This is a genomic window from Leclercia sp. LSNIH1 (assembly GCF_002902985.1).
Classification (GTDB): domain Bacteria; phylum Pseudomonadota; class Gammaproteobacteria; order Enterobacterales; family Enterobacteriaceae; genus Enterobacter.
In genome coordinates, this window is record NZ_CP026167.1 from 4108347 (window position 1) to 4134541 (window position 26195).

22 protein-coding genes are annotated in these 26195 nt (G+C 57.9%); 8 read left to right on the forward strand and 14 right to left on the reverse strand.

Annotated elements, in window-relative coordinates:
- Positions 1 to 139 precede the first annotated feature (139 nt).
- From yeiB to C2U54_RS20335, 3 genes are all read right to left on the reverse strand, one after another.
- Positions 140 to 1297, reverse strand: coding sequence for a DUF418 domain-containing protein YeiB (gene yeiB / locus C2U54_RS20325; protein WP_103180329.1), 1158 nt, complete (start codon positions 1295 to 1297; stop codon positions 140 to 142).
- A 17-nt stretch (positions 1298 to 1314) separates the two neighbouring features.
- The gene (folE, locus tag C2U54_RS20330; RefSeq protein ID WP_103180331.1) at positions 1315 to 1983 is read right to left on the reverse strand and encodes a GTP cyclohydrolase I FolE; all 669 of its coding nucleotides are present in this window, start codon (positions 1981 to 1983) and stop codon (positions 1315 to 1317) included.
- Positions 1984 to 2100: 117 nt separating this feature from the next.
- Positions 2101 to 3234: a YbfB/YjiJ family MFS transporter gene (locus tag C2U54_RS20335; protein WP_103180333.1), complete on the reverse strand. Its 1134-nt coding sequence runs from the start codon at positions 3232 to 3234 to the stop codon at positions 2101 to 2103.
- A gap of 140 nt (positions 3235 to 3374) precedes the next feature.
- Here C2U54_RS20335 and fghA point away from each other — a divergent pair, with 140 nt between their 5' ends.
- Positions 3375 to 4211, forward strand: a complete 837-nt coding sequence (fghA, locus tag C2U54_RS20340; RefSeq protein WP_103180334.1) for an S-formylglutathione hydrolase — start codon at positions 3375 to 3377, stop codon at positions 4209 to 4211.
- Positions 4212 to 4311: 100 nt separating this feature from the next.
- Here the strand turns inward: fghA and cirA are convergent, their stop codons facing one another.
- The 3 genes from cirA to yieE form a co-directional block, all read right to left on the reverse strand.
- Positions 4312 to 6282 carry a catecholate siderophore receptor CirA gene (gene cirA / locus C2U54_RS20345; protein ID WP_103180336.1) on the reverse strand — a complete coding sequence of 657 codons (1971 nt, stop codon included), beginning with the start codon at positions 6280 to 6282 and terminating at the stop codon, positions 4312 to 4314.
- Between the two features lie 293 nt (positions 6283 to 6575).
- Entirely contained in the window at positions 6576 to 8045 is a 1470-nt protein-coding gene (locus C2U54_RS20355) for an amino acid permease (protein WP_103180338.1), read from the reverse strand.
- 178 nt (positions 8046 to 8223) lie between these two features.
- Positions 8224 to 9093: a DNA-binding transcriptional regulator YeiE gene (gene yieE, locus C2U54_RS20360; RefSeq protein WP_103180339.1), complete on the reverse strand. Its 870-nt coding sequence runs from the start codon at positions 9091 to 9093 to the stop codon at positions 8224 to 8226.
- 123 nt (positions 9094 to 9216) lie between these two features.
- Between yieE and C2U54_RS20365 the strand changes: the two genes are divergently transcribed.
- From C2U54_RS20365 to C2U54_RS20375, 3 genes are all read left to right on the forward strand, one after another.
- On the forward strand, positions 9217 to 10263 hold the full coding sequence (locus C2U54_RS20365) for a YeiH family protein (RefSeq protein WP_103180341.1): 1047 nt from the start codon (positions 9217 to 9219) through the stop codon (positions 10261 to 10263).
- A 65-nt stretch (positions 10264 to 10328) separates the two neighbouring features.
- Positions 10329 to 11189, forward strand: a complete 861-nt coding sequence (gene nfo, locus C2U54_RS20370) for a deoxyribonuclease IV (RefSeq protein ID WP_103180343.1) — start codon at positions 10329 to 10331, stop codon at positions 11187 to 11189.
- Positions 11189 to 12265: a sugar kinase gene (locus C2U54_RS20375; protein WP_103181112.1), complete on the forward strand. Its 1077-nt coding sequence runs from the start codon at positions 11189 to 11191 to the stop codon at positions 12263 to 12265. Before nfo ends, C2U54_RS20375 begins: the two co-directional genes overlap by 1 nt.
- 35 nt (positions 12266 to 12300) lie before the next feature.
- On the opposite strand, the gene C2U54_RS20380 is transcribed toward C2U54_RS20375, so the two are convergent.
- From C2U54_RS20380 to fruB, 6 genes are all read right to left on the reverse strand, one after another.
- The gene (locus C2U54_RS20380) at positions 12301 to 13554 is read right to left on the reverse strand and encodes a NupC/NupG family nucleoside CNT transporter (RefSeq protein ID WP_103180345.1); all 1254 of its coding nucleotides are present in this window, start codon (positions 13552 to 13554) and stop codon (positions 12301 to 12303) included.
- Positions 13555 to 13644: 90 nt separating this feature from the next.
- Complete coding sequence (locus C2U54_RS20385) at positions 13645 to 14580, reverse strand: pseudouridine-5'-phosphate glycosidase (protein WP_103180347.1); 936 nt, start codon at positions 14578 to 14580, stop codon at positions 13645 to 13647.
- The gene (locus tag C2U54_RS20390) at positions 14573 to 15508 is read right to left on the reverse strand and encodes a pseudouridine kinase (protein ID WP_103180348.1); all 936 of its coding nucleotides are present in this window, start codon (positions 15506 to 15508) and stop codon (positions 14573 to 14575) included. Before C2U54_RS20390 ends, C2U54_RS20385 begins: the two co-directional genes overlap by 8 nt.
- Positions 15509 to 15784: 276 nt before the next feature.
- Entirely contained in the window at positions 15785 to 17479 is a 1695-nt protein-coding gene (fruA, locus tag C2U54_RS20395; protein ID WP_103180350.1) for a PTS fructose transporter subunit IIBC, read from the reverse strand.
- A gap of 16 nt (positions 17480 to 17495) precedes the next feature.
- Positions 17496 to 18434 (reverse strand): 1-phosphofructokinase, encoded by a 939-nt coding sequence (gene fruK, locus C2U54_RS20400; protein ID WP_103180352.1) that lies wholly within the window; start codon positions 18432 to 18434, stop codon positions 17496 to 17498.
- A complete protein-coding gene (fruB, locus tag C2U54_RS20405; RefSeq protein ID WP_103180354.1) occupies positions 18434 to 19564 on the reverse strand; it encodes a fused PTS fructose transporter subunit IIA/HPr protein in 1131 nt (376 codons plus the stop codon). Before fruB ends, fruK begins: the two co-directional genes overlap by 1 nt.
- Before the next feature lie 357 nt (positions 19565 to 19921).
- On the opposite strand from fruB, the gene setB reads away from it, so the two are divergent.
- Positions 19922 to 21103 (forward strand): sugar efflux transporter SetB, encoded by a 1182-nt coding sequence (setB, locus tag C2U54_RS20410; RefSeq protein WP_103180355.1) that lies wholly within the window; start codon positions 19922 to 19924, stop codon positions 21101 to 21103.
- Here setB and C2U54_RS20415 read toward each other — a convergent pair.
- Entirely contained in the window at positions 21100 to 21354 is a 255-nt protein-coding gene (locus C2U54_RS20415; protein ID WP_103180356.1) for a YkgJ family cysteine cluster protein, read from the reverse strand. The two genes, setB and C2U54_RS20415, sit on opposite strands and share 4 nt — an antisense overlap.
- A gap of 163 nt (positions 21355 to 21517) precedes the next feature.
- Here C2U54_RS20415 and yeiP point away from each other — a divergent pair, with 163 nt between their 5' ends.
- Positions 21518 to 22090, forward strand: coding sequence for an elongation factor P-like protein YeiP (gene yeiP / locus C2U54_RS20420; RefSeq protein ID WP_014884579.1), 573 nt, complete (start codon positions 21518 to 21520; stop codon positions 22088 to 22090).
- A gap of 125 nt (positions 22091 to 22215) precedes the next feature.
- Here the strand turns inward: yeiP and uxuA are convergent, their stop codons facing one another.
- Entirely contained in the window at positions 22216 to 23406 is a 1191-nt protein-coding gene (gene uxuA, locus C2U54_RS20425; protein WP_103180357.1) for a mannonate dehydratase, read from the reverse strand.
- 205 nt (positions 23407 to 23611) lie between these two features.
- Between uxuA and C2U54_RS20430 the strand changes: the two genes are divergently transcribed.
- Together C2U54_RS20430 and C2U54_RS20435 are read left to right on the forward strand one after the other, a co-directional pair.
- Positions 23612 to 25078: a mannitol dehydrogenase family protein gene (locus tag C2U54_RS20430; protein WP_103180358.1), complete on the forward strand. Its 1467-nt coding sequence runs from the start codon at positions 23612 to 23614 to the stop codon at positions 25076 to 25078.
- A gap of 123 nt (positions 25079 to 25201) precedes the next feature.
- Positions 25202 to 26188, forward strand: coding sequence for a CobW family GTP-binding protein (locus C2U54_RS20435; protein ID WP_103180360.1), 987 nt, complete (start codon positions 25202 to 25204; stop codon positions 26186 to 26188).
- Positions 26189 to 26195 lie beyond the last annotated feature (7 nt).

Below are 26195 nucleotides of genomic sequence, written 5' to 3' on the forward strand. Positions count from 1 at the left end.
TAGATTGCAGCGACTCACAGACACCCCCTGTGTTTAGCAAGGTGCCTATTCTGGCAGCGACAAGGCGAGGACTACGTGAAGAAGGTCACAAGGATGAAAACGGTTACATCGGTTTTGTTAATGATTGTGATCCAGATCGTTATCCGGATGTATGGCTTGATGAAACGCCTGACGCACGTATGGTCAATTGTCGCCATACCCATTCCAGCGGCCCCTGACGGAAATGGCGCAGCCAGAGGACGGAGAATAGAATATTAACCAGCCACACCGGCAGGACAATCCCCAGCAGCTGTAGCCGGTCGAACTTCATAAATAAGCCAAGCTGATAGAACAGGGTGGTACAGATCAGCGTCTGTAAAATATAGTTGCTGAGCGCCATGCGCCCCACGCAGGCCACCGCCGTCACCAGCCTGAAACGGCAGAGCTGCGGCCAGTAACCGTAGATGAGCGCGGCATAACCAATCGTCTGAAACGGCGCGCTCAGCTCACGCGGCGCCTGCAACAGGAATGCGCACCAGCGATAATCCCAGTGCAGATACCACTGGGCGATCACCGCCGGAAGGTTGATCGCCAGCCCCACCAGCACCAGCCACATCCCGGTACGGCGATAGTGGCGCGGGCTGAACTCGCCCTTCAGCCAGCCGGTACGCATCAGCGCGGCGCCGATCAGCATCATCCCCGCCAGCTGCCAGCCATACTGTGCGCCGAGCGCCAGTAAACTGTTGCCGATCATATCCGCCCGGTTGCTGATGGCTTCCAGTCCACCGCCCAGCTTCCAGTACTGCTCATATTGCAGGTTCGCCGCATCCGGCACCCAGGAGCGGTTGGTCGAGCCGCCGGAGATAACCCCCAGCAGTAGCAATATAGCCACGCCGATAAGAAACAGCACCACGCCGGTATTGAAGAGATTTTTGACGTCGTGTGCGTCGCGGATGATGCGCCAGCAGATCAGCCCTACCAGCCCATAGGCCAGCAGAATGTCGCCATCCCAGAACAGCAGCCCATGAATAAACCCGAACAGCACCAGCAGAGAGAGCCGGGCCTGGATCCAGCGTTTACCACGTTTCAGTAACAGCTGAAGACCTGCCCCGAACAGCAGCGCAAACAGGGTGAGGAATTTGACCTGAGCAAAGAGATCCAGTATCGCCCATGTCCAGGCGTCGCGGAGAGTGATATCGCCATACCAGGCGGGATTGAGGTAAGCGGCCTTCGGCAAACCGAAGGCGCTTATATTCAGAAGCAGAATACCCAGAATCGCGACGCCACGAACGAAATCCAGCGTGACATTTCTTTCCATGTACCCTGCCCTGACGATTAGCTAACGTGACGGACGGCGCGCAGGAACTCCTGGCGGGTATTCTGGCTCGATTTGAACAGGCCGCCCAGCGAGGTGGTAGTGGTGGCGCTGGTCGCATCACGAATGCCACGCGCTTTCACGCAGTAGTGTACCGCATCAATCGATACCGCCACGTTGTTGGTGCCCAGCAGCGTTTGCAGCGCGATGAGGATCTGCTGGGTTAAACGCTCCTGCACCTGCGGACGCTGGGCAAAGAACTGTACGATACGGTTGATTTTGGACAGGCCAATCACCGCGTCTTTCGGGATATAGGCCACGGTCGCTTTACCGTCGATGGTCACAAAGTGATGCTCGCAGGTGCTGGTCAGGGTGATATCGCGCACCGTCACCATCTCATCGACCTTCATTTTGTTTTCAATGACGGTAATTTTCGGGAAATTGGCGTAATCAAGCCCGGAGAAAATCTCATCGACATACATTTTGGCGATGCGACGCGGCGTCTCCATCAGACTGTCATCACTCAGATCGAGATTGAGCAGCTGCATGATTTCGGTCATGTGCCCGGAAATAAGACTTTTACGTGTTTCGTTGTCCATCTCCTGAACCGGTGGGCGCAGCGGCGTTTCAAGGCCGTGTGCTACCAGCGCTTCATGGACGAGGGCAGCTTCTTTACTCATTGATGACATTCTTTTCTCCTGCAGGTGTGGCGCTCTTCTGCCCTCCGTGGGGCAAAATGTGCACTCATTGTGCGCGAGGCGGCGAGCATAATCCAGTATTCACCGCGATAATTATTCCAATTGTCGTTACCTTTCAACCTGACGCTGCCAGACCAGTCCACCCGCAACAAACAATGCGATACCCGCAAGGCCCAGCGCAGGCTCAAGCTGATGGGTAAGCCAGCTCGACAGTGCCGATGTCATCGGGCCAATTAGCTGCCCGATGGCATAGCCGGTCGTCAGTAATCCGGCCATGTAACGCGTATGATTCGGTGCCAGTTCACGCCCATAGAGCAACGAGAGCTGCACCGCACATAAAAATCCGCCGCCGACCAGCAGCGCACCGGTCACAAGCCCAGCCATCCCCGGCATCAGCCAGGCGGCAATCACCCCTACCGCCTGCAACCAGAGCACGATCGCCAGCCGACGATGGGTCGACGCGACGTGGCGCAGGGCGATGCTGAGGGCAATCCCCACCATCGAAGCGACACCAAAAACCGGCCAGACAAACTGGGCAAAGGCGCTACCGGGAAAGCGCAGCGCCGCCATCTGCGACAGAAAGGTCGCCGGGAGGATGTAGCCAAACCCGGCGAGACTGTAGCTCCAGACCAGACGACGCAGATCGCGGGTTAGCGTCAGCGGCTCCGGCGTGGTGCCCGGACGATGCAGCTGTCCGGCTCGCGGCAGGTAGCGGCCCACCAGCGCGACGAGCACCAGCGCCAGCAGGCCGTAGATTTGCCAGGCGGCGCTGGCGGAGAGCGCCTGCGCCTGGATCCAGACCGCCAGCAGACCGCTTAAGGCGATCCCCGCCCCCGGCCCGGCAAACACCGCGGCACTCAGGCCCGGCTTGCCATAATGGGCCAGCCGCTCGTTGGTCCAGGCGGCGACCAGCACCATCGACCAGCCGCTCATGCAGCCAATCACAAAGCGCAGCAGCCCGTGGACCACCGCATTATCCGCCACGGCGGAGAGCAGCGTCAGCGCCACTGCGCCCCCGATCCCCAGCCATAAACGTCCTTCAACGAAGCGGTGCGCGCGCATGGCATCCCATGCACCCACCAGATAGCCGAGGTAGTTCATCGCCGCCACCAGCCCGGCGCTGGTCAGGGTGAGCTCCCCTGCCGTAATCATCAGCGGCACCTGGGGCGTAAAGGCAAAGCGCCCTATTCCCATCGCCACCACCAGAACCACAAATCCGCTGAGCGCGATACGCAGCGCCATGACCACCCCGATTGTTAAAGTTTCGTAAATTCATGATGCAGGATATGAGGCGAATGCGGAAGTGAAAGTTGCTCACACGTTACTGAATAATCTGTATTATGGCTTTCAATCCCGATCTCACCTTCCTGAAGGAGCCCTGCATGGAACTGCTCGAAGAGCACCACTGTTTTGAAGGTCGACAGCAGCGCTGGCGTCACGACTCCACGGTGCTGAACTGCGCGATGACGTTCAGCATTTTTCTTCCTCCGGCGACCGACGGGGCGAAACCGCCGGTGCTTTACTGGCTCTCCGGCCTGACCTGCAATGATGAGAACTTCACCACCAAAGCGGGCGCCCAGCGCGTGGCGGCCGAACTGGGGATCGCCCTGGTGATGCCGGATACCAGCCCGCGCGGTGACGACGTGGCGGACGATGCCGGGTATGACCTGGGCAAAGGCGCCGGGTTCTACCTGAACGCCACCCAGCAGCCGTGGGCGCGTCATTACCGGATGTATGATTATCTGCGCGACGAGCTACCGGCGCTGATCCAGGCGGAGTTTGCGGTAGCCGATCGCTGTGCCATCAGCGGCCATTCGATGGGCGGTCACGGTGCGCTGGTGATGGCGCTGAAAAACCCGGGTAAATATGTCAGCGTCTCGGCGTTTGCGCCAATCGTCAACCCGACGCAGGTGCCGTGGGGGCAGAAAGCCTTTAGCCACTATCTGGGTGAGGATGCTGCAAACTGGCAGGCGTGGGACAGCTGCGCTCTGATGCTGAACAGCCAGCCGGAACAGGCGCTCCCGACGCTTATCGATCAGGGCGATGCCGATCAGTTCCTGGCGACCCAGCTCCAGCCAGCCGTACTGGCGGAAGCGGCACGGCAAAAAGCCTGGCCGCTGACGTTACGTATCCAGCCGGGGTACGATCACAGCTATTATTTCATTGCGTCGTTTATTGAAGATCATCTGCGCTTCCATGCGCAGCAGCTGTTGAAGTAAGTGCCAGCCTCATGCCCGGTGGCGCTTCGCTTACCGGGCCTACAAAACCCACACCAGCCCTTAGGCCGGGCAAGCGCAGCGCCGCCCGGCGTTTCAACCATCAGAACTGGTAATCCACCGCCATAAAGTAACGGCGTCCCTCTTCGGTATAGGTGTAGTCGTCGCGGCTGAGATCTTTATCCAGCAGGTTCATGACGCCCGCACGCAGCTTAACGTTTTTGGTTGCCTGCCATGCACCACCCGTGTTCCACACCACATAGCCACCCGGCGTTGCCGCGCCATCGGTAATCGCGCGTTTCTCACCCGTGTAATTCCCCTGCACGTAGAAGGACCACGCCTGGGTCGCCTGCCAGTCCAGCGTGCCGTTTGCGGTATGGAACGGCAGCTCGGAGAGCGGCTTGTTGCCGCCGTTGCTGATATCACGCCCGTCGTTATAGGTGTAATTCAGCGTCATTCGCCAGTCTTCGGCAATGGGGAACTTAATCTCCGTCTCCAGGCCGCGGATACGCGCCTTATTGACGTTGTAGTAGCGGAATACCGGCTCACCGTCACCGTTCAGCCCGACATAGTTAGGGTAGCTCTGCGCCTGGCTAACGCTGGCGGTACGGCTGATGCTGATCCGGTCATCAACGTCGTTCTGGAAAGCGGTGATGCTCCCCTGAACGCCCTCTAACCATCCCTCTTCCCCGCTGTAATACAGCCCCAGCTCGAAACTTTCGCTGGTCTCTGGTTTCAGATCCGGGCTACCGACAATTTCACAGGCACCGCGGCAGGAGCCGGTGGTCCAGTCCGGACTCAGCTGCAACAGCGACGGCGCTTTGAATGCCGTTGCCCAGCCGCCTTTTACCGTTACGGTATCGGTGGCGTTATAAACCAGGTAAGCACGCGGGCTCCAGTGATCGCCGTAGGTTTCATGGTCATCCATGCGTACGCCGGTGGTCAGGGCCAGCGGTTCGAAGATCCGCCATTCATCTTCCAGGAACAGCGCATACTGGCTGGCCGAGGTATTGCTGCTGCTGCCGCCGGTAAGGTTGACCGGATCTTTCAGCTTGTCGTGACGCCACTCTCCGCCGAAGGTCAGCAGCTGGTTAATCTCCCCCAGCGGCAGAACATATTTGCCGTCAATGGAGTTGCTTTCGGACGTAATCGGGTTGGCATTGCCCGGGTTTTTGTTATCCACCTTCTCGCCGTAGAATTTTAGCTCGCTGTTGCCCAGCCCCCAGCGGCCATTGTGGCTCAGGGAGTAGTTCTGACGCTCCAGGCGGTTTTTATCCAGCGAGTCGGAATCCCGATCCTGACGGTCAAAACCATACCCGGCGGTGAAATCGTGGTTTTCGTTCGGGGTCCAGGCAAATTCCACGTTGGCATCACGGCTGGTGAAGCCTTCGATACGCGGGGTTTCGCCCGTGGCGCTGGTGGAAGAGGACTGCGGATCGTCTTTATCACGCTGGGAGACGCTGCCGAAGGCTTTCAGGCCGAGGAGGCCATCCACCAGCGGGCCGCTGGTATAGAACTGCCCGCCGTAGGTGTCGCCGCGATCGCGATGTTCCTGAATAGTCGTGTCGGCAGTGAGGGTGCCGGTCCATTTCTGGCCGATCTTTTTGGTGATGATATTGACCACGCCGCCCAGGGCATCGGAGCCGTAGAGGGAGGACATCGGCCCGCGCACCACTTCGATGCGCTCGATGGCATCCACCGGAACCCAGTTCAGATCAAAGTCGTTATGGCGGAACACGGCATTGCGCGAGTTGACGCGTTTGCCGTCGATCAGGATCAGCGTATAGCTGCTGTCCAGCCCGCGGATACTGACGCCCTTGCGGTTGTCCCCTTCGTTGGTTAACTGCACGCCCGGCACGTCCTGTAACACATCTTTCAGGTTCTGCACCGGCTTACGCTGCAGATCCTGCTGGGTGATGACGCTGATACTGGCGGGGGCATCCTTCAGGTTTTGCTCGTTGGCCGAGGCGGTAACGACCATCGTGTCGCCAGATTCCACCGCCGCAACCGGCAGCGCCAGGGAAAGAGCAGACGCGCACAGCCCTCCCCGAACGAAGGGATTCAACCTAAACATTCCATTTCTCCATGAGGTAAACACAGCAAAATCAAATATGTACTGCTCACATTGCATTGCATGCCGCCCGCTTCTTTGGGCGGGTCGGTCTGGTAATTCTTTGCAGGTGTGGCCGCACCCCCTCCCCTGACCAGGGCGAGAAAGTTGACTCCTTCATCCTTTTGATTACTTTGCTAATGATAAAGCAAACGATAACTATTATCAATTCAATTGTTAAAAGTTATGTCAAGAGAGCATACTGTGGAGAAATAAAAAACCCGCTCGGCTGAGCGGGTTAGAGAGAGGTGATGCGCTTATTTTTTAAAGCTATTCGGGAATTCCATTTCGCTGTAGCGCACAAACTTCGTTCCTTTCGCCAGCTTGTAGCCAAACCAGATGATCAGGAACAGCGGGATACCGATATAGGTGGCCGCAACGCCGCCCCAGTCGATGGTGTCGGCCAGGAAGGCTTCGTAGTTCTGGCCGAGGGTGATGATCAGACAGAGCACAAAGGCGAAGATCGGACCCAGCGGGAAGAAGCCGGAGCGGTATGGCAGGTTGTTAATATCGTAACCCTGCTTCACGTAGCCGCGACGGAAACGGTAATGGCTGATGGCGATGCCCAGCCAGGCGATGAAGCCCGTCATCCCGGAGGTATTCAGCAGCCACAGGTAGACGGTCTGGTTGCCGAACATTGAGGTCAGGAAGCACAGGCAGGCAATCACGGTGGTGGCATAGAGCGCGTTGCGCGGCACACCGCCCCGGGAGAGCTTCGCGAAAATACGCGGCGCTTTGCCATCGCAGGCCAGAGAGTAGAGCATACGGGTAGAGGCATACATCCCGGAATTACCCGCCGACAGCACCGCCGTCAGGATCACCGCGTTCATAACCGCTGCCGCAGAGAGCAGGCCGGCATGCTGGAACACCAGGGTGAACGGGCTGACGCTGATATCTTTCACATCGTTACGCAGCAGGCTCGGATCGGTATATGGAATGATCAGGCTGATAATCAGGATGGCGAACACATAGAACAGCAGGATACGCCAGAAGACCTGACGCACCGCGCGCGGGATGTTCTTCTCCGGGTTTTCAGATTCACCGGCAGCAATGCCGATAAGCTCCGTCCCCTGGAAGGAGAAGCCGACAATCATCGCCACGCCAATCATCGCCGATAATCCCCCCGCAAAGGGTGCATCGCCAACCGTCCAGTTGCTCCAGCCCGCAGGCTCGCTGCCCTGGAAGATACCGACGATCATCGCCAGGCCGACGATAATAAAGATGATCACGGTTGCCACTTTGATCAGGGAGAACCAGTATTCGGCCTCACCAAAGCCGCGCACGGAGATGTAGTTGAGCAGGAAGATCACCGCCAGGAAGAGCGCGCTCCAGATCCAGCCCGGCGTGTCCGGGAACCACCATGTCATGACCAGCTGTGCCGCCACCAGGTCCACGGCGATGGTCACCGCCCAGTTGTACCAGTAGTTCCAGCCCAGCGCGAAGCCAAAGCCTTCTTCAACGTATTTCTGGCCGTAGGTAGAAAAAGAACCGGATACCGGCATGTACGCCGCAAGTTCACCCAGGCTGGTCATCAGGAAGTAGACCATCAGACCGATCAGGATATATGAAAAGAGCGCGCCGCCAGGACCCGCTGCTGAAATCGTCGCGCCAGAGGCGACAAAAAGGCCTGTACCGATAGAGCCGCCAATGGCGATCATCGTCAGGTGACGCGCCTTGAGTTCGCGACGTAGCGCGGGCGCTTCTGTGGTTTTAGTTTCGGAAACCATGTGAAAATGCTGTCCATTCAAAAAATGAGGCGCGATTGTAGCAGACGATCGCCGGCTCTTCCGGCACAAATGCCCTGTTATAAGAGAGCTTCATGACCGGTCCAGGATTATAAGTAAAGCAGAGAATAGTATTGATGCGAGTAATGACTACCGGCGGACAAAACGCCGCCGGGCAGGATTACATTTCGCAGTAACGCAGAAAACGCTGGAGGGAATTAGAGAGGTGCTTCTGGCGGTGATGGATGCGCCACAGGGTGCGCACCAGCTTATTGGGCAATGGCACGGGGATCTCCACCAGCGTTCCGCTCTCCAGCTGTTCGGCAATCACCCGCCGCGACAGGCAGCTGATGCCAAGACCGTGGCGCACCGCATGTTTGATGGCCTCTGAATTGCCGAGCTCCATGCCCATATGGAACTGCGGCAGATGGGAGAGCAGCAGATAATCGACGATCTCACGCGTGCCTGAGCCCTGCTCGCGTAAAATCCACGGCGCCTGAGCCAGCCGCTCCAGGGTCACCTCCTGCTGTAATAAAGAAGAGGCCGGCGAGGCGAAGACCACCAGCTCATCCTCCAGCCAGGGCTCAGCAATAATGTCGGCGTTGTGGCATGGCCCTTCGATAAGGCCAATATCCACCCGAAAATCGATCACCGCGGTGATCACATCCTGGCTGTTGCCAACGCTCATCTCCAGCGGCAGGGTCGGGAAATCCCGGCGATAGCGGGCAATCACTTCAGGCAGGATATAGTTGCCAATGGTGCTGCTGGCGTAGACACGAATGGCGCCGTTATCCTCGCGAAAGAGCTGTTCAATTTCGACCGTTTGCTCCAGCAGCGCCAGCGCGCGCGGGTAGAGCAAACGTCCATGCTCGTTCACCACCAGCCGCTTCCCTACCCGGTCAAAGAGCTGAACCCCCAGCTGACCTTCAAGATCGGTTAACGCGGCGCTGACGGCGGACTGAGAGAGTGCCAGCATCTGAGAGGCCTGCGTAGTCGATCCGCTTTTCAGCACTTCGGCGAAGACTTCAAGCTGGCGTAAGGTAATGTGCATAGTCGCTATCCGGTAAGGTAAGCACCCTGCTTACCACTTATAAAGATTAATTATAAATATATAATCAATTTTATTTTTAAGCCAGCGCGCCGTAACCTTTTAGCCAGAGAAAAGGAGACGGTTATGACAACACTCACCCTACAGCATCATCGTACCGTGTGGCACTACATCCCGGGCCTGGCGCTCAGCGCGCTGGTCACCGGTGTCGCATTATGGGGCGGCAGCATCCCGGCGGTTGCAGGCGCCGGATTCAGCGCCCTGACCCTGGCTATCCTGCTGGGGATGGTGGTCGGAAATACGGTTTATCCGAAGATTTACAAGCCGTGCGACAGCGGCGTCATCTTCGCCAAGCAGCACCTGCTGCGACTCGGGATCATCCTGTATGGCTTTCGTCTGACCTTCGCGCAGATTGCCGACGTCGGAGTAAGCGGTATTGCGATTGATATCTTAACCCTCTCGAGCACCTTTTTACTGGCCTGCTTTATCGGCCAGAAGGTGTTCGGGCTCGACAAACAGACCAGCTGGCTGATTGGTGCAGGCAGCAGCATCTGCGGCGCCGCGGCGGTGCTGGCCACCGAGCCGGTGGTAAAGGCCGAGTCCAGCAAGGTGACCGTGGCGGTGGCGACGGTGGTGATCTTCGGTACCCTGGCGATCTTCCTCTATCCGGCCATGTATCCGCTGGTAGCCCACTGGTTTAGCCCGGAAAACTACGGCATCTACATCGGCTCGACGATGCATGAGGTCGCCCAGGTGGTCGCGGCGGGTCACGCCATCAGCCCGGACGCAGAAAATGCCGCGGTGATCGCCAAAATGCTGCGGGTGATGATGCTGGCCCCGTTCCTGCTGATCCTGGCCGCAAGAGTGAAACAGCTTGCGCCAGCGGGCAACGGTGAGAAGAGCAAAATCACCATCCCCTGGTTCGCCATTCTGTTTATTGTGGTCGCGGTGTTTAACTCGTTCCATCTGCTGCCCAAACCGGTCGTGGATATGCTGGTGACGCTGGATACCATCCTGCTGGCAATGGCGATGGCGGCGCTGGGCTTAACCACCCACGTCAGCGCCCTGAAAAAAGCCGGAGCGAAACCGCTGCTGATGGCGCTGCTGCTCTTTGTCTGGCTGATTGTCGGCGGGGGCGCCATTAACCTGGCGGTGCATAGCCTGATGGCATAAACCGCTGTAGCCTTATCCTGTTAACCCGCTATCATATGCGTTTGCGGGTTAACAGGAGTCCCTTTATGAAATATGTTGGAGCGCACGTCAGCGCTGCCGGCGGTCTGGCAAATGCCGCTATTCGCGCCGCCGAAATCGAGGCGACCGCCTTCGCCCTGTTCACCAAAAATCAGCGCCAGTGGCGCGCCGCGCCGTTAACGACTCAGGTGATTGATGAGTTCAAAGCGGCCTGCGAAAAATACCATTTCTCCCCCGGCCAGATCCTGCCCCACGACAGTTTCCTGATTAACCTCGGTCACCCGGTACAGGAGGCGCTGGATAAATCCCGCGCGGCCTTCCTCGATGAGGTACAGCGCTGCGAGCAGCTCGGTCTGACGCTGCTGAACTTCCATCCCGGCAGCCATCTGGCGCAGATCGACGAAGATGCTTGTCTGGCGCGGATCGCCGAGTCGATCAACATCGTGCTGGCACAGACCCAGGGGGTGACGGCGGTGATTGAAAATACCGCCGGACAGGGCAGCAACCTCGGTTTCCGCTTTGAGCATCTGGCCGCCATCATCGATGCCGTGGAGGATAAATCCCGCATCGGCGTCTGCATTGATACCTGCCACGCCTTTGCCGCCGGTTACGACCTGCGCAGCGCGGAAGCGTGTGCAAAAACCTTCGCCGAGTTCGAGCGCGTCGTGGGCTTTGAGTACCTGCGCGGTATGCACCTCAACGACGCGAAAAGCACCTTTGGCAGCCGCGTTGACCGTCACCACAGCCTGGGTGAAGGCAACATCGGCCATGATGCGTTCCGCTTTATCATGCAGGATCCGCGTTTCGACAACATTCCGCTGGTGCTGGAAACCATCAACCCGGATATCTGGGCCGAGGAGATCGCCTGGCTGAAAGCGCAACAGCATGCCGAGGCGACCGCAGAATGATGAACGAAAGGGAAAAGCAGATCCTGAAGATCCTGCGGCGCAACCCCCTTATTCAGCAGCATGAGATCGCCCAGATCCTCGATATCAGCCGCTCCCGCGTCGCTGCGCACATTATGGACCTGATGCGCAAAGGAGCGATCAAGGGCAAAGGCTATATCCTGACCGAACAGGATTATTGCGTGGCGCTCGGCGCCATCAATATGGATATTCGCGGGGTGGCCGATATTCGTTTTCCTGAACCCTCCTCCCAGCCGGGAGCCATTCAGTGCGCGGCGGGCGGCGTGGCGCGTAACATCGCCCACAACCTCGCGCTGCTGGGGCGCGAGGTGCACCTGATCTCTGCCGTGGGCAGCGATTTTTATGGCGAAACCCTGCTGGAGCAGACCCGCCAGGCGGGCGTTAACGTGCAGAGCACCATCCGCCTGCACGGACAAAGCACCGCAACCTATCTGTCGATTGCCAGTCCGCAGGACGACACTGTGCTGGCGATCAATGATACCCATATCCTGCAGGGGCTGACGCCGCAGCTGCTGAATCACTCCCGGGAACTGCTGGCCCATGCGGGCGTCGTGCTGGCCGACTGTAACCTCACTACGGAAGCGCTGGAGTGGGTCTTTACCCTCGCCGGGGATGTGCCGGTGTTTGTCGACACGGTTTCAGAATTTAAAGCCGACAGGATCAAACCCTGGCTGTCGCGCATCCATACCCTGAAGCCGACGCTGAAGGAGCTGCAGATCCTGGCGGAGTGCGAGGATCGCACGAGTGCCCTCGCCGCCCTGCATGAGAAAGGGGTGCAGCGGATTGTGGTCTGTCTGGAAGATGATTCGGTGCTCTGCAGCGAACAAGGCGCGGAGCCGCTTCTGCTATCGCCGCTCACCCACCCGGTGGTTGACCGCTTTGGTGCCGATGACGCCTTTATGGCGGGGTTGATTTATGGCTTCCTCGACGGGAGCGATTTTACGGAAAGTGCCCGGTTCGCGAGTGCCTGCGCGGCGCTCTCCCGCGCCAGTGAAAGCATCAATAACCCGACGCTGTCGGTAGATAACGTCCTGTCGCTGCTGGAGAGCCAGCCGTAAACAGGCCGGGTAGTTGCCCTACCCGGCCTGCGTCACTAGCCTGCCAGACCAATAAAGAAGCCCGCAATGGTGGCGCTCATCAGGTTAGAGAGCGTGGCCGCCACCAGCGCCCGCACGCCCAACTGGGCAATCTCCGGGGCGCGCTGGGGCGATACCGCAGAAAAGGCGCCCACCACCACGCCAATCGAGCCGAAGTTGGCAAAGCCGCACAGAGCAAAAGAGATGATGGCGATGGTCTTCACATCCAGCTGACCGGCGGTTTGCAGATATGGCGAGAAGTTGAGATAGGCGACAAATTCGTTAATCGCCAGCTTCTGTCCAATCAGGCTGCCTGCGAGCGTGGCATCCTGCCATTCGACCCCCATGAGCCACGCCAGCGGTGCCAGGGCATAGCCAAACAGCCCTTCCAGGCTCAGGCTTTCAATACCCAACCAGCCGCCAATGCCGCCCAGCATACCGTTCAGCAGGGCGATGATCGCCACAAAGGCCATTACCACCGTCGCAACCCCGGCGGCGATTTTTAACCCGGTCATCGCCCCGGTCGCCGCGGCTTCGATAATGCTTTTCGGCGGCGTGTCGCTGAACGACAGGTTATCGAAGGTGACCTGTGACGCCTCCGTGGACGGGCTCAGCAGACGGGCAAACAAAATCCCGCCAGGAATGGCCATTAACGAGGCGGCGAGCAGGTAATCAATCGGCACTCCCATTCCGGCGTAGCCAATCAGCATCGAACCGGCAATGGACGCCATCCCGCTACAAATAGCGGTAAACAGCTCATTGCGGTTCAGCTTATCGACGAAGGGTTTCACGATCGCCGGGATCTCGTTCTGGCCGAGGAAGATGGTGGTCACCGCCACGAAGGATTCAATTTTACTGATACGCAACGCTTTCTGGAAAATGGAGCCCAGAATACGGATCAGCAGCCCCATCACCCCGATGTAGTAGAGCAGGCTTATCAGCGCGGTGACAAAGATAATGGCGGGCAGCACCCGGAAGGCAAAGACGAACCCGGCACCGTCAAACAGCGTATCCATTTTGGGGCCAACCAGCGCGCCAAAGATAAAAGCACTACCGGCATCGCTGTAGGACATTACCTTGCTCACCCCTATCGCGGCCTGTTCAACCAGCCATTTTCCTGGCGGGAAATAGAGCATGATGCCGCCAATTGCCACCTGCAAAATGAAAGCGGCGCCAACGGTACGCAGACTGATACGGCGTTTATTGACCGACAGGAGGAAGGCTATTGCTAACAGCACCGCCATACCCAGCAGACTTCTCATTACATCCATAATGATTTCCTTACCTGAAAACCCGGCGACTGGCCGGGTATCCGTGATTCCACTGTGAAGACAGGCGACGGCAAACTGCCTGTGAAAAGATTACGCGATGCGCTGGTACGCCTTCGCGATGTCGCAGGCCAGACGGGCGTTGTTAAAGACCAGCTGGATATTGGATTTCAGGCTGTCGCCACCGGTTAATTCCGCCACGCGGGCCAGCAGGAACGGCGTGCTGGCTTTGCCGGTCACACCCTGCTCTTCCGCTTCTTTCACCGCCTGATCGATAGCGCCGTTGATGGTCTCTTCAGGCATCGCAAACTGTTCCGGGATAGGATTCGCCACCACCAGGCCGCCGTTAAGGCCGGTCTGCCATTTCACCGCCATTGCGCGTGCGATGGCTTCAGCGCTGTCGAGACGGATGCTGACCTCAAACGGGCTGGTGCGACAGAAAAAGGCAGGCAGGGACTGGGTCTGATAGCCAATTAACGGTACACCGTTGGTTTCCAGATATTCGGTGGTTAACCCGAGGTCGAGAATAGATTTCGCCCCGGCGCAAACCACGGCGACATTGGTTTTCGCCAGCTCCTGTAAATCGGCAGAAATATCAAATGTGTGTTCCGCACCGCGGTGTACACCGCCAATTCCGCCGGTAGCAAAGACCTTAATCCCGGCCATTGCCGCAATAATCATGGTGGAGGCAACCGTGGTCGCGCCATTAATTCCTGCGGCAACCACAAAAGGTAAATCCCGGCGGCTGACTTTGGTCACCGCATGGCCTTCACGGCCTAACAGTTCAATTTCTTCTTTGCTGAGCCCCACTTTCATTACGCCACGAATAATGGCGATAGTGGCGGGAATAACCCCCTGCTGGCGGATCGCATCTTCAACTTCCAGCGCCGTCTGGGCATTTTGCGGGAAAGGCATGCCGTGAGAAATAATGGTGGATTCAAGGGCCACAACCGGCTTGTTATTATTTAAAGCGTCCTGAACCTCAGGAGAAATTTGCAGGAACTCAGCAGATAATTTTAATTCAGACATGTTCTCTCTCCATTAATGCGTTAACATTTTCAGCCGATAAGTCGGGGTTATTGGTATATACGGAAGCGAGCGCCAGCGACGAGCAGCCCTGGGCAAAACGAACGGAATGGGCAAATGTGGCTCCTTCCAGCCAGCAGAAGGCGAGCCCCGCCATCATCGCGTCCCCCGCGCCGGTGACATTGACAAGCCGGGTTTTAAACGGGGCTGACCAGCCGCTTTCGCCCCCTTTCTCGCTGTAATAAACGCCGTCGCCGCCCATGCTTAATACCAGCCGGAACAGGCCGTGCTGGTGAAACCAGGCCGCGACTTTCGGGGCATCCGCCGCGCAGGAGAGCGGAATGCCGCTCAGGGTTTCGGCTTCAATCCGGTTGGGCTTCAGCGTGTGGATATGGCCCAGCCAGTCGCGCACTTTGTTGCATTTCCAGGCCGAGACGGGGTCAACGAATACCGGTGCCTGGCCTGCATTTTCAAATATCCAGCCCAGCGCAGATTCACTGAGATTACAGTCCACCACCACCGCGTTTGCCGCACGCAGAAAGGCCAGGTGGTGGGCCAGATAGTCCGGATTGATGTAGTCAGAAATAGCCATATCATTAATGGCTACCAGCATTTCGCCGGTATTATCCAGCAAGGATAAATAACTGGAGGTGCCTTCGCCCGCGATCACCTGACATTTTTCCACCTGTACGCCAGCGGCCTGGGTTTGTGATAGCAGCGACTGACCGTAAAAGTCATCGCCGACCGCCGAAAGTAGCCAGACATTTTTTCCCAACAGCGCAAGGTTTTGCGCAATATTCCGCCCAACGCCGCCGGGGGTAAATTTAATTTTCCCTGGGTTAGAGTCCGCATAATTAAGCGAGGCGTGTGAATACCCCGCAACATCCATATTCGCAGAACCAATAACAGCAATATAATCCTTTTCACGCATAGAACATCCTCTGGCACGCCGGCCATCGCAATGATAATTAAGCGAGTGAGTGACTTTTAATTCTATTAGAGCACATGTTTATATACGAACACGTGTTTATAGTATTCGCAGGAAGGGTAAAGTAAAGCGGTGGAAAAAAGGGTGTGAAATGGTTATGAACAGAATCACAATTTTTTGTAGAGAGAGTTTTGCTGTCTACAAAAAACTGCGAACAGTAGCACGATAAAAAGCAAAAAAAGGGCAGAGTCGCCTCTGCCCTTTTCGGATGAAGAAAGATTATACTGCTTTTGCGGCAACCGCTTCAGCTTCCGGGCGTTTCAGCACCGCGTAAGAGAGGCCCGCTACCAGGGTACCGGCGATAATCGCAAACAGGTAACCCAGCACTGGCGTAATGGCGCCCGGGATCAGCAGAACAAACAGACCGCCGTGCGGCGCCATCAGTTTCGCGCCAATCGCCATGGAGATAGCGCCGGTCACCGCGCCACCGACGATACAGCATGGCAGAACGCGCATTGGGTCACGGGCAGCGAACGGAATTGCCCCTTCAGTGATAAAGCACAGGCCCAGTACCAGCGCCGCTTTACCGCCTTCCTGCTGCGCCTTGTCGAACTTACGACGGGCAACGATAGTCGCCAGGCCCAGCGCCAGCGGAGGCACCATACCCGCCGCCATAATGGCAGCCATTGGCGCATAGGTCTGGGTACTCAGCAGGCCGACACCGAAGGCGTAAGATGCTTTGTTCACCGGACCACCCATATCGGTACACATCATCGCACCGAGGATAGCACCCAGCAGGACCGCATTGGCGGTGCCCATGGTTTGCAGCCAGTGGGTCAGGCCTTCGAGGATACCCGCAACCGGTTTACCGATCAGGTAGATCATCGCCAGGCCAACCACCAGGCTGGAGATCAGCGGAATGATCAGGATCGGTTTCAGGGCTTCCATACTCTGCGGCAGTTTCAGCTTCGAGCTAATCAGCTTCGCCATGTAGCCTGCGAGGAAGCCCGCGATGATCCCGCCGATAAAGCCAGAGCCGGTGCTCACAGCCAGCATACCGCCGATCAGACCTGGAGTCAGACCCGGACGGTCAGCAATAGAGAACGCAATGTAACCCGCCAGGACCGGCACCATCAGCGCGAACGCCGAGCCGCCGCCAATCTGCATCAGCGCCGCCGCCAGGGTACCCGGCTCTTTAAAGGCTTCGATACCAAAGGCGAAGGAGAGCGCGATACAGAGACCGCCCGCCACCACCATCGGCAGCATATAGGAGACGCCCGTCAGCAGGTGACGATACGCGCCAGCGGACTCTTTTTTGCCTTCAGAAGCCGCAGCCGCGGTGTTGCCGGCAGGCTGGAACGGTTTCGCTTCGGCCTGGGCTTTATCCAGCTCTTGCGCGGTTTTCTTCAGCGCCAGACCGGTGGAGGTGCGGTACATCGGCTTACCGGCAAACTTCGCCAGATCCACTTCGATATCTGCCGCCACAATCACCAGATCCGCAGCCGCCACCTCTTCCGGGGTGATCGCATTACCTGCGCCCACGGAGCCGCGGGTTTCAACTTTTACCCACCAGCCGCGTTTTTTGGCTTCAGTTTCAATGGCTTCAGCCGCCATAAAGGTGTGCGCTACGCCGGTTGGGCAGGCGGTAACCGCCACCACGCGTTTCGGACCCGCAGCAACAGCCGTCTCCGCCGCTGCGACAGGTGCGGTATAGAGTGCCGCATGGCCTTTCGCTTCGCTCAGGAACAGTTCCGGGTGTGCAACGGCGCGGTTGATATCGCCCAGCCACACTTTTTTGCCGTTCAGCGAACTGTCGGCGGGGATTTTGTCGCCGAGAACGATAACCAGTTCGGCATCGCCCGGGTTGTCGATGAAATCAAGGTGTGCTTTATGTCCCGCCGAACCGAGCAGGGTTTTCGCCATATAGGCGCGCGCCTGTCCGAGTGCAGAGTCAATAATCAGCAGCGTTTTCATTATGCCTCTCCTGCTGTCAGTTAAAGGGTTTTAAGTCAACGCGCGCCATCATCGCGGCCAACTGGGTACGATCGGTAATACCGACATTGCTCTGGCTGACGGCCAGGGCTGCAACGGCGGTGGCAAGACGTAAAGTATGTTCACTGGATTCGCGCATCAGCAGGCCATAAATCAGCCCGCCAACCATCGAGTCGCCGGCACCAACGGTGCTGACCACTTCCATCGACGGCGGTTTCGCTATCCATTCGCCGGAGGCGTTAACCCACAGCGCGCCCTCTGCCCCCAGGGAGATGACCACATGAGCGATACCCTGCTCACGCAGCGCATGGGCGGCTTCAATCACATCCTTTAATTCTGGCAGCTTACGGCCTGCCCAGATCTCAAGTTCGCGACGATTAGGTTTCACCAGCCACGGTGCGGCTTTCAGACCGGCCACCAGCGCATCGCGGCTGCTGTCAAAGATGATGCACGGGCACTGGCTGCGCAGACGCGTCATCCAGTCGGTAAAGGCTTCCGGGCTGACGCCGGACGGCAGACTGCCGCTGACGCAGACCATGTCGAACTGACCCAGCCAGCTCAGGGAGTCATTCACAAAACGTTCCCAGTCCGCCTGGGTCACTTCAAAACCGGAGAAGTTCAGATCGGTGACTTCGCCATCTTTCTCGGTCAGCTTCACGTTGATGCGGGTACGCCCCTGCACCACCTGGAAACGGTTGGCGATCCCCAGCTCGCTGAACAGCTGCTGGAAACCATCCTGGTTATCTTTGCCGAGGAAACCGCCGACGGTGACGTCGATACCCAGATCCTTCAGCACTTTGGCAACGTTAATCCCTTTACCTGCCGCGTGCAGGCCAGTGGTACGCACGAGGTTGACTTCGCCGCGTTCAATTTCCGGGCAAAAGCCCACGAGGTCGTAAGCCGGGTTCAGCGTAATAGTGGCAACACGTCTGCTCATTATGCGCCCTCCCCCAGACCCGCCGCGATGGCTTCGCCAATCGCTTTCAGCGCCTGTTCAGCATCCGCACCCTGCGCGGTGAAGCGCAGGCGATGCCCTTTCTTCACGCCCAGCGCGACGACTTTCATCAGGCTACGGCCGTTGGCCGGTTTACCGCTGCCGTCGAGGTTGGTGACGGTCACGTCGCTGTTGAACTGCTTAATGGTATTGACCAGCATGGTGCCAGGACGGGCATGCAGGCCGTGTTCGTTGCGCACGACAAACCCGGCGCTCAGCAGTTCATCGGTGTTCACATCATCGCTGGTCAGCAGCGCCAGCAGGGTCGCAGCATCCGCTTTCAGCAGTTGTTCAGCTTTTTTGTTCAGCAGCAGATCGCTAAGGCGCTTCAGCACCTCAACCGGCTGTTCATCGGCCATGGCGACGGTCACCAGCATCGCCGTGGTTTCGCCGGCGGTATCGAATGCGGTTGTTGCACGGCTGACGGCGATAGCGCTGCGCAGGTTGCCTTCAGCACAGTCGTTCAGCCAGACGCCCTGACCGAGATTCAGCGGTTTATCGTTAATGGCGTGGGCCACGAAGGCGGTATCCACCGCACCGGCCTCTTTCAGGCGACCGGCGTTCAGCGCCTGCAGGGTCACCAGATCGGAGGCGGCTACGTCGAGCGTCAGCGTCTCGTTATCCAGCTTCAGGGCTTCGCTCTGCTTTTCACCCATCAGCAGGGCGCGCAGCTCTTCGGCGGTGGTGGCGGATTTCAGCTGTTCAGCCACGGCGTCGTCGCTCAGGACGTGCGTCAGCTGACGCAGCAGACCGAGGTGTTCGTCGCTGCTGGCGGCAATGCCGATGGCAACATAGGCTACCTGGCCTTCACCCCAGAGCACGCCCTGCGGGAACTGATAGACCTGAACGCCGGTTTTCAGCACCTGATCGCGGGTATCGGTGGTGCCATGCGGAATGGCGATGCCATTGCCAAGGAAAGTAGAGGTCTGCTGCTCACGCGCCAGCATGCCGTCAACGTAGCCGCTAGCGACATTGCCCGCCTCTACCAGCGCGGCAGCAATCTGCCGGATAGCCTCTTCTTTAGTGCCGGCCTGTTCGCCGGGATGAATGTCCTGCACGGATAACTGGAACATGGTTCTCCACTCCTGCTGAAATTGAATCGTTTCAGCTTAAATGTGAATAAAGGCGCCAATCCGTTTGGGTTAGGTAAACCAATTAGCGCTGAAACGTTTCAAGAAGTCTTGCGCTTTCCAGGCATCCTTGCAAGTAAAGCCGCATTTCAGCTTGCAGAATTTAGAGTTACAGCACATTTTTGCTTCAGGCCGCTGCCTTCAGGGGTGAACAGCCGTTCAGCTTCAGCAACTTCAGCAAGCGCAGCGACGGACTGAAAACACGTTTTGATTTTTTGTGGGGTAACTGGCGAGGATATCTGTCTATTTTATGACAAGCGGCGTAAACTCCGCGTCTCTTCATATCACTGATACAGAAACATGCACACCACTCCCGCAGCCGCCTCACCCAAGCCATTTGATTTGACCTCATCGGCGTTTTTGATTGTTGCTTTCCTTACCGGCATTGCCGGCGCGTTACAGACCCCGACGCTGAGCCTGTTCCTCACCAACGAGGTGCATGCCCGCCCGGCCATGGTGGGGTTCTTCTTCACCGGCAGCGCCATTATCGGCATCTTGGTCAGTCAGTTCCTGGCCGGTCGCTCAGATAAGCGGGGCGATCGCAAATCCTTGATCGTCTTCTGCTGTCTGCTGGGTGTCCTGGCCTGCCTGCTGTTCGCCTGGAACCGTAACTACTTTGTGTTGCTGTTTGTCGGCGTATTCCTTAGCAGCTTTGGCTCTACCGCCAACCCGCAGCTGTTTGCCTTAGCCCGCGAACATGCCGACCATACCGGTCGCGAGGCGGTGATGTTCAGCTCGATCCTGCGTGCCCAGGTGTCGCTGGCCTGGGTCGTGGGGCCGCCAGTGGCCTATGCGCTGGCGATGGGCTTTGGCTTCCCGGTGATGTATATCAGCGCCGCCGTGGCGTTTGTGGTCTGCGGCGCGATGGTCTGGTTTTTCCTGCCGACGATGCGCAAGGAGCCGAAGCTGGCAACCGGGGTGCTGGAGTCGCCGCGCCGCAACCGTCGCGACGCCCTGCTGCTCTTTACCATCTGCACGTTAATGTGGGGCACCAACAGCCTCTATATCATTAACATGCCGCTGTTTATCATTAATGAGCTGCATCTCTCCGAGAAGCTGGCGGGGGTAATGATGGGAACCGCTGCCGGGCTGGAGATCCCGACGATGCTGATTGCGGGCTACTACGCAAAACGCTTCGGTAAGCGCTTCCTGATGCGCGTTGCCGCCGTTGCCGGTTTGCTGTTTTACGTCGGGATGCTCACCGCGCACACGCCGGTAGTGTTACTTGGGTTACAGCTGCTGAACGCCATCTATATTGGCATTCTCGCCGGGATCGGCATGCTCTATTTTCAGGATCTGATGCCGGGTCAGGCTGGCGCGGCCACCACGCTTTATACCAACACTACCCGCGTCGGCTGGATCATCGCAGGCTCCGTGGCGGGCGTCGTGGCCGAGATCTGGAGTTATCACGCGGTATTCTGGATTGCGCTGGGGATGTGCATCCTCACCACGCTCTGCCTGACGCGCATTAAGGATATTTAAGGCGCGGTAAGCGTCTCGAGTTCGAGCAGCCAGGTCATGGCCTGGCCGCGCGTATCGCCGCACATCTCCCGCGACGGCTGCAGGCCAGCACACACTTTCGGGCGCGAGCTCGAGCCGAAAATTTTGCAGCGCTGTTGCGCGTCCAGCTGCACGCAGGGGGTATTGGCAGGCTTGCCGTTGGGCATCCCGGGAATGGGGCTGGTGATGGAGGGGGCGGTGCAACATGCTCCGCAGTCCGGACGGCAATCCATATTCGTACTTTACCTGAAAGAAAGCCGCTCCCGCGGGCGTGACGGGCACAGTAACACCTTTTACGTATTGATAGCAAAAGCCACGAAATCCACTTGCCTGAAATGCCGCGCGCGAGTACTTTGACGCGATATTTTTGACCTTCCCGTTAACAGGATTACTGCAATGCCAAGAGCGAACGAAATTAAGAAAGGTATGGTGCTGAATTACAACGGCAAATTGCTGATTGTAAAAGACATCGATATTCAGGCACCCAGCGCCCGTGGCGCAGCAACGCTGTACAAAATGCGTTTCGCCGATGTACGTACCGGTCTGAAAGTTGAAGAGCGTTTCAAAGGCGACGATATCGTGGATACCGTTACCCTGACCCGTCGCTATGTCGATTTCTCGTATGTTGATGGCAACGAGTACGTCTTTATGGATAAAGAAGACTACACGCCATACATCTTCACCAAAGATCAGATTGAAGAAGAGCTGCTGTTTATTCCGGAAGGCGGCATGCCGGACATGCAGGTTCTGACCTGGGATGGCGTTCTGCTGGCGCTGGAGCTGCCGCAGACCGTCGATCTGGAGATCGTGGAAACCGCACCGGGCATTAAAGGCGCATCCGCGTCTGCACGTAACAAACCGGCGACCCTGACCACCGGTCTGGTTGTGCAGGTGCCGGAATACCTCTCCGCAGGCGAGAAAATTCGTATCCATATCGAAGAAAAACGCTATATGGGTCGTGCTGACTAAGTGCGGGCTGTTTTGCCCGGTGGCGCTACGCTTACCGGGCCTACAAAAAACCGGCCATTGAGCCGGTTTTTTTGTGTCTGCTTTTGTAGGCCGGGTAAGGCGAAGCCGCCACCCGGCAATACCGGTTAAAGAAGCTCAGGATATTTGGTCATCTTCAGCGCCAGCTCCACGCCGCGCACTTCCGCCATCCCTTTCAGACGGCCAATGGCCGAATAACCCGGGTTGGTTTTCTTACGCAGATCGTCCAGCATCTGATGCCCGTGATCCGGACGGAATGGAATAGGACGCAGATCTCCCGCCTGCTTACGGCGCTTCTCTTCACGGAGAATGGCATCCACGACTGCCACCATATTCACGTCACCGCCGAGGTGCGCCGCTTCGTGGAAGGTCTTCGGATTCTCTTCCCGGCAGGTTGCCCGCAGGTGGGTAAAGTGAATGCGGTCGCCAAAGGTTTCAATCATCTGCACCAGGTCGTTGTCGGCCCGCACGCCGTAGGAGCCGGTACACATGGTGAAGCCGTTGCTGATGCTGTCGACCGTCTCTTTCAGCCACTGCATATCCTCAATGGTGGAGACGATACGCGGCAGGCCCAGGATAGGACGCGGTGGATCGTCCGGGTGAACGGCCAGACGCACACCCACCTCTTCCGCTACCGGCACAATAGCGCGCAGGAAGACGGCCATATTTTCCCGCAGCTGGGCTTTGTCGATGTTGCCATACTCCGCCAGGCGCGCGCGGAACTGGTCGAGGGTGTAGCCCTCTTCCGCCCCCGGCAGACCAGCGATGATATTGCGGGTCAGCTTTTCGATATCCGCTTCGCTTGCCGCATCGAACCACGCCTGCGCCTGCTGCTGCTCTTCTGCAGTGTAGTCAGCTGCTGCGCCTTCACGCTTCAGGATGTGCAGCTCGAACGCGGCAAAGGCGATCTGGTCAAAACGCAGCGCCTTTGAACCATCCGGCAGCTGATATTCGAGGTCGGTACGCGTCCAGTCAAGGATGGGCATAAAGTTGTAGCACACGGTATCAATGCCGCAGGCCGCGAGGTTGCGAATGCTCTGCTGGTAGTTGGCGATCCAGGTCTGATAGTCGCCGGAGTGGGTTTTAATCTCTTCGTGAACCGGAATACTCTCCACTACCGACCAGGTGAGTCCTTTTTCGGCCAGCAGCGCCTGACGCGCTTTGATCTCTTCTACCGGCCACACCTGACCGTTAGGAATATGGTGCAGCGCGGTGACAACGCCCGTTGCGCCAGCCTGACGCACGTCATCAAGCGAAACAGGATCATTGGGTCCGTACCAACGCCAGGTTTGTTCCATCGATTCACCCTCTAAAGTTGTTATACCAATATTTCGTCATGTGATGACGACTACCATACATGCATGCGGAAACAGGTCAACTCGCCTCGCAATATTGATTGATCCATCTCACAGTTCCCGGATATTTACGGCTTACCAATTCAATTTGCTGTCATATAACTTTACACTCACCTTGTTAATTAATGGTTAATCAGGTGTTTATTTCATGAAGACAATTGCCACCACCGCGCTACCCGCTCACGTGTTGCAGCCGCAGTACGATCGCCAGGCGTTACGCTCCCGTATCGTCCATTTCGGCTTTGGCGCCTTTCATCGCGCCCATCAGGCCCTCCTGACCGACCGGGTGCTCAACGTCAAAGGCGGCAACTGGGGGATCTGTGAGATTAGCCTGTTTAGCGGCGATACGCTGATGAGCCAGCTGCGCGCGCAGGATCATCTCTTTACGGTGCTGGAAAAAGGCGCCGACGGAAATCAACCGATTATCGTCGGGGCGGTACATGAATGCCTGAACGCTAAACTCGATTCGCTGGCGGCCATTATTGAGAAGTTTTGCGAGCCGCAGGTAGCGATCGTCTCCCTGACCATCACGGAAAAGGGTTACTGCATCGATCCGGCCACCGGCAAGCTGGATACCCGCAACGAGCGTATTATTCACGATCTGGAGTACCCGGATGCGCCGCACTCGGCGCCGGGTATCCTGGTCGAAGCCCTGCACCGCCGCCGCGAGCGCGGCCTGGCGCCGTTCAGCGTGCTTTCCTGCGATAACATTCCGGACAACGGCCACGTGGTGAAAAATGCGGTGCTGGGGATGGCCCACAAGCGCTCGCCAGAGCTGGCGGAGTGGATCGCCGCCAACGTCAGCTTCCCGGGCACGATGGTGGACAGGATCGTACCCGCCGCCACCGACGACTCCCTTGCGGAAATCGCCCGCGAAGTGGGCGTCGAGGATCCGTGCGCCATTAGCTGCGAGCCGTTTATTCAGTGGGTGATCGAAGATAACTTTGTTGCCGGCCGCCCGGAGTGGGAAGTGGCCGGAGTACAGATGGTGCAGGACGTCCTCCCCTGGGAGCAGATGAAGCTGCGCATGCTCAACGGCAGCCACTCTTTCCTCGCTTATCTCGGCTATCTGGCCGGTTTCGCCCATATTAATGACTGCATGGCCGACAGCGCGCTGCGTGACGCCGCCCGTCGTCTGATGCTTAACGAACAGGCGACGACGCTGCGCATCACCGGGGTGGATCTGATCGCCTACGCCGACAGCCTGATTGATCGCTTCGCCAACCCGGCACTGCAACACCGCACCTGGCAGATTGCGATGGATGGCAGCCAGAAACTGCCGCAGCGAATGCTGGAGAGTATCCGCCTCCACCTTCAGCGTGACACCGCCTGGCCACTGCTGGCGCTGGGAGTCGCCGGGTGGATGCGCTACGTCAGCGGCGTGGATGATGCGGGCAATGCCATTGACGTGCGCGATCCGCTAAGCGATAAAATTCGCGCCATCATCGAGACCAGCAGCGAGGAGGAGCGCGTGACCGCCCTGCTGGCGCTGAATGAAATTTTTGGCCACGACCTGCCTCAGGAACCCCGGTTCGTGGAGGCCATCACCCAGGCTTACCAGCGTATCAGCCAGTCGGGCGCGCGCCAGGCGATTATCGACACGCTGTCGCTTTAACCTTTATTGCGCTTAAGGCGAGCGGGAAGTCTTCCGTTCGCCCTTCCCCTTCCCAATGCTGTTCTTTTCCGCCAGGATTATTGATAATTGTTATAGCATTACATTTATCACCCTGGAGCACCTGTGACTAAAACCAACCTCATTACCGGTTTTCTCGGCAGCGGGAAAACCACGTCAATACTCCACCTGCTGGCCAATAAAGATCCTGACGAAAAGTGGGCCGTGCTGGTCAATGAATTTGGCGAGATCGGCATTGATGGCGCGTTGATGGCCGATAACGGGGCGCTGATAAAGGAGATCCCAGGGGGATGCATGTGCTGTGTCAACGGCCTGCCGATGCAGGTGGGGCTGAATACCCTGCTGCGACAGGGCAAGCCCGACCGGCTCTTGATTGAACCTACCGGGCTCGGTCACCCAAAGCAGATCCTCGACCTGCTGACCGCCCCGGTCTATGAGCCGTGGATCGATTTACGCGCCACCCTGTGCCTGCTCGATCCCCGTCAGCTGCTGGACGAAAAGTTTGTCCAGAACGAGAATTTCCGCGATCAGCTGGCCGCCGCCGACATCATCATTGCCAATAAAGAGGACCGCGCCACCCCGGAAAGCCGCGCTGCACTGGAACTCTGGTGGCAGCACTTTGGCGGCGAGCGCCAGCTTGCGCACACCACCCAGGGAAGTGTGGACAATGCCCTGCTCGACCTGCCGCGGCGTAATCTTGCTGAATTGCCCGCCAGCGCAGCCCATTCCCACAGCCACGGCGAAAAACAGGGTCTGGCGGCACTGAGTCTGCCTGCGCACCAGCGCTGGCGTCGCAGCCTGAATAGCGGCCAGGGGCATCAGGCCTGTGGCTGGGTCTTCGACGCCGACACCTGCTTCGATACCATCGGTTTACTGGAGTGGGCGCGGCTTGCCCCGGTTGAACGGGTGAAAGGGGTAATGCGTACCCCCGATGGGCTGGTACGGATTAATCGTCAGGGGGAAGATTTCTTCATCGAAACGCAGGGCGTGGCGCCGCCGGACAGCCGAATAGAGTTAATTAGTGCGGTTAACACCGACTGGAATGCCTTACAGTCGAGCTTGTTGAAGCTTCGTTTAAGTTCGGGGAACTAACGTTGCC